The sequence below is a fragment of the Trichococcus sp. genome, from assembly GCF_049589555.1.
Classification (GTDB): Bacteria; Bacillota; Bacilli; order Lactobacillales; family Aerococcaceae; genus Trichococcus.
Map to the genome: position 1 here is coordinate 1 of NZ_JBAWAZ010000321.1, position 4,528 is coordinate 4,528.

At 49.8% G+C, this 4,528-nt stretch carries 4 protein-coding genes, 1 tRNA gene and 1 pseudogene; 2 read left to right on the forward strand and 4 right to left on the reverse strand.

Features of this window, described 5'->3' with window-relative positions; translation table 11 throughout:
* Window positions 1–150, forward strand: a 150-nt coding sequence (locus WBV27_RS11320) for an energy-coupled thiamine transporter ThiT (protein WP_424202140.1), incomplete at its 5' end; no start/stop codon positions are given.
* A gap of 255 nt (window positions 151–405) precedes the next feature.
* Here the strand turns inward: WBV27_RS11320 and WBV27_RS11325 are convergent.
* Both WBV27_RS11325 and WBV27_RS11330 read right to left on the reverse strand, forming a co-directional pair.
* On the reverse strand, window positions 406–1,272 hold the full coding sequence (locus WBV27_RS11325; protein ID WP_424202134.1) for a YitT family protein: 867 nt from the start codon (window positions 1,270–1,272) through the stop codon (window positions 406–408).
* 185 nt (window positions 1,273–1,457) lie between these two features.
* Window positions 1,458–1,541, reverse strand: a tRNA-Leu gene (locus tag WBV27_RS11330).
* 203 nt (window positions 1,542–1,744) lie between these two features.
* Here WBV27_RS11330 and WBV27_RS11335 point away from each other — a divergent pair.
* Window positions 1,745–2,041 (forward strand): annotated as a pseudogene (locus tag WBV27_RS11335) (hypothetical protein); the annotation flags it as partial.
* A 117-nt stretch (window positions 2,042–2,158) separates the two neighbouring features.
* Here WBV27_RS11335 and WBV27_RS11340 read toward each other — a convergent pair.
* Window positions 2,159–2,614 carry a SprT family protein gene (locus tag WBV27_RS11340; RefSeq protein WP_424202136.1) on the reverse strand — a complete coding sequence of 152 codons (456 nt, stop codon included), beginning with the start codon at window positions 2,612–2,614 and terminating at the stop codon, window positions 2,159–2,161.
* 13 nt (window positions 2,615–2,627) lie between these two features.
* On the reverse strand, window positions 2,628–4,528 hold a 1,901-nt coding region (locus WBV27_RS11345), incomplete at its 5' end, for a Tex family protein (protein WP_424202138.1).

Consider the following 4,528-nt stretch of genomic DNA (forward strand, 5'->3'; position numbering starts at 1 on the left):
CCTGAAGGCTGGAGCGCATGGTTCTACTCGATCACGCTGAACGGCGCCAGCGCATTGGCGACCGGCGCATTCACGATTATGGTCTTGGCGGTCATCGCGAGGACCAACCCACAATTGTTAGTTCCGAAAAAATCCGTTAGAGGATACTGAGCGGCTGCCGACCAATTAGTTATTAACGGGGCGCGTCGGCTGTTCGTGCAGAAACGCAGATAGAACAGCCGACGCTAACGGAAGTTGTTGACTGTTCACGCTGAGGAGCAGGAAGAACAGTTGACGCCTCCGCTGTTTGTCGACTGTCCACCTTGAATCACTAACGGAACTGTCGACGAACCAACTTTAGTCGTGTAATAAAAACCAATAAAGCAGAGGCAGCCTCCATTTCGAGGCTGCCTCTGCTTTATTTTATTATTCTACAAGCCCGGATTGGCGTTCCAGAGTGAAGCCCTTCCCTGCGACCTCATGGACCTGTCCGATGATCACGAAAGCAAATGGATCGATGTCGTTGACCAAGGCATTGATGGCGGACAGTTTCCGCTGCTCAATGACGCAAAGCACCGCTTGCTGCTGCACCCCTTCAAAGGCCGTTTCGATGTTCACCAGCGTCAGACCGACATCCTGCACATACAGCAGCGCCTCTTTGATTTCCTCAAACTTTTTGGAAATGATGAAAAGCTGCATCTTATTTGTTCCGGTAACCATGACTTTGTTGATGACGATGGATGTCAAGAACACCATGATGAGCCCATAAAGGATCTGTTCCATGCTGGAAAAGAACGCCTGGACCAGCAGAAAAATCACATCGAAGGCATACATCCCCACCGCTACCGGAATGCGGAAATGTTTGTTCAGGAGCAATGGCGGAATATCCATCCCGCCAGTGGAAGCACCGACCTTAAACACCAGCCCCACGCCCAATCCGCAGAGGATACCCGCGTAGATTGCCGAAAGCAGGATATCATCGGTCATGTCCTGCAAAGCAGGCACCGTCCGGAAAAAAGTTAAGAACGTCGGAAAGATGATCGTGCTCAGGATCGTCGTCAAGGCGAACTTTTTGCCCAACAAGGCTGCCCCGACAAAAAACATGAATCCATTGAAGACCAACACGACCAAAGAGATGTTCAACCCGAAAAAATGATTCAAAATAATGGCAAGACCCGTCGTTCCCCCGGCGATAAGATTCTTCGGCAGGATAAATGCCGCAATCGCAAATGCAACAATAATATTCCCCGCAATGACGGCAGCTATTGGTTTTAAAGTGTGCAGTAGTTTCAAATATATCACTCCTTTTCTGAGATTTTAAGCAGATGGATACCTTTCAGGAAAAAGATATCCCCGCCATTATAACAGATATATGCAGGATGGAAAGAGCAGTATGTAACTAAGAAAATTGTTTAATAAAAAATAGGGTTCCCAACATCAGCGAGATGTCAGGAACCCTATTAAATTTGTCATACCTATGCGGCCAAGAAGACTCGAACTTCCACGGGAGTAACTCCCACCAGCCCCTCAAGCTGGCGCGTCTGCCATTCCGCCATGACCGCAAAACTAACTATTTCATTATACTTTTGAAGTGGTTTTCTGTCAACGTTTGCTTACTGATTTTTCTTTATATTACACATATTACGTATATTACGTATTGCCTTTATTATTTATATAATATACGCATATATGATTTATTGAAGTATACTATTACTATCAGCAAATATTTTTATGTTGCTATTTATCTTATATATTGGGAGGGAAAGCAATTGGCAAAAAGACATCCTTCAAATCCCTTTTTCTTAAGAATATCGTTGATGTAGAAATGGAAACGGTGGGCATTGGATTTGATGATAGCAAGATCATAATCACCTACATGATGAACGTCAAAAGAAAAGAACACGCAGAAAGTCTCGAAAAGCGGAAATTTGAATTTCCAAAGACAATCGATATTCTTCCCCTTTATAAATACAATTTGCTTGATGATTTGGTTCAAGATTTTTGGGATGGATTGATTAAAAGTTCATTACTCCTCCCGATGAAATTAGAGCCTCGTTTGTAGCCTATCATAACCCAGCTTTTTAATGTCTTAAGTGCCCCTATTCACCTAAATTCATACACAAAAAGGCCCGGAGAATCTATTTTCAGATTCTCCGGGCTTTTAATATTGATCACTTCTTTATTCTATCTTCAACCTCAACTTCCCCTTGCACTTGCCGCAGACATACTTCTTCAGATTGATCCTTCTTTTCCTTGGATACATCTGCCCGCAGGCACTGCAACCATAAAGCCATTTTGGCGGCGCAACCTCTCCAACTTGGCGAAGGTCCTTTACGAACCGGCTCCCACCACTTTCCTTCAGCAGCCTTCGGAAATCGGCATCCCGATGCTGATACCCCCGCCCGTCCAGATGCAGATGGTAATGGCAGAGTTCGTGCTTCACGACCTTTTCCAGCTCATCCGGTCCGTGCAGTTCAAGCACCAAAGGATTGAAATCCAGGTTGTGGCTGTTGAGGTGGTAGCGCCCGCCTGTCGTCTTGAGGCGGCTGTTGAAGGTGGCGCGGTGGCGGAACGGTTTCTGGAAAACCGTACTTGAAATGCGCTCCACCAACTGCTGCAGTTCTTGTTCGTTCATCAATTATTCCTCATTATTTTTGCGGCAGCATCGTCAGGGCAACACGGCCTTTGTTCGTGTCGACATTATCGACCCAGACGGTCACGATATCGCCGACTGCGACCACATCGGATGGATGCTTGACGAAGCGGTTGCTGAGTTTCGAGATGTGGACCATGCCGTCCTGTTTGACGCCGATGTCGACGAAGGCACCGAAGTCGACGACGTTGCGGACGGTTCCTTGCAGTTCCATTCCCGGCTTCAGGTCTTCCATCGAGAGCACGTCCTGGCGCAGCAATGGTTGCGCGATGTCGTCGCGCGGGTCGCGGCCTGGTTTGGTCAAACCGGCGATGATGTCCTGCAGCGTTTCTTTCCCTAGTCCGGTCACTTCTCGGGCTTTGGTGCGATCCAAGGATCCCAACGCTTCGCGGGCTTGTTCGGTACCGATGTCCTTCAGGCTGAGTCCGGCCAACGCCAACACTTCTTTAGCGGCCGGATAGGATTCCGGATGGATATCGGTATTGTCGAGGATGTTCTTGCCATCAGCGATGCGCATGAAGCCGACCGATTGTTCGAAAGCTTTCGGTCCGAGGCGCGGCACTTTCTTCAGTTGCTGGCGGCTGTCGAAGGCGCCGTTCTCTTCACGGAAAGCGACGATGTTGTTCGCGATCGTTTTATTCAGGCCGGCGATGTGCTGCAGCAAAGGCGCACTGGCCGTATTCAGGTTGACGCCGACTTGGTTCACAGCGGTTTCGACGACGAAGTCCAGGCGTTCGCCCAACTGTTTTTGGGAAACGTCATGCTGGTATTGGCCGACGCCGACCGATTTCGGATCGATTTTGACCAATTCGGCAAGCGGGTCCTGCAGACGGCGGGCGATGCTGACGGCACTGCGTTCTTCGACTTGGAAATCAGGGAATTCCTCACGAGCGATGTCGCTGGCGGAATAGACCGATGCGCCCGCCTCGTTGACGATGACGTAATAAACGGTTTCGGCGACTTGTTTGATCTGATCGGATACGAAGAGCTCGGATTCACGGCTGGCGGTTCCGTTCCCGATGGCGACCATTTCCACTTTGTAGTCCGCCAGCATTTTGCGGAAAGCCGGGCCAGCAGCGGCGCGTTTTTCTTGGTTGGCTGGTTTATGCGGATAAATCACGCTCTTCGCCAACACTTTCCCTGTCGCATCGACGATCGCCAGTTTGCAGCCGGTGCGGTAAGCTGGGTCCAAACCGAGCACAACTTTGCCTTTCAAAGGCGGCTGCAGCAACAAGTTGCGCAGGTTGTCGCCGAAGACATCGATTGCTTGCGCATCGGCGGCTTCAGTCAATTCATTGCGCAGTTCGCGTTCGATGGCCGGTCCGATGAAACGGCGGTAGCTGTCCTCGTAGGCGGCTTGCAGATAAGGCACGGCAATGCTTTTCAGATTCTTCACTACCTTTTTCGCCAGATAAGCGAAGATTTTCTCTTCGTCGATCAGAACGACGACCTTCAGGATGCCGGCTTTTTCGCCGCGGTTCATGGCCAGAACGCGATGCGAAACGAGCGAAGAAATGCCTTGAGAAAACTCGTAATACATTTCGTAGACGCCCTTTTCATCCTTTTCGGTATCCTTGGCGGTGCTGACGATTTGGCCGTTTTTGCGCGTGAACTCGCGGATATGTTCGCGGTAGGCCGGTTCATCGCTGATGATTTCGGCAATGATTTCGTGGGCTCCGGCCAAAACGTCCTCTATAGTAGCAAGTTCCATTTCCTCATTAAGGAATTCCTTGGCCTTCGTCTCGACTGATCCGTTCATTGGACCGCTCAACAGCCACTCTGCAAATGGAGCCAGGCCTTTTTCGCGGGCGATGGCGGCTTTCGTGCGGCGTTTTTGTTTGTAGGGACGGTACAGGTCTTCCACTCGCTGCATCTTTTCGGCGCGTTCGATATCCG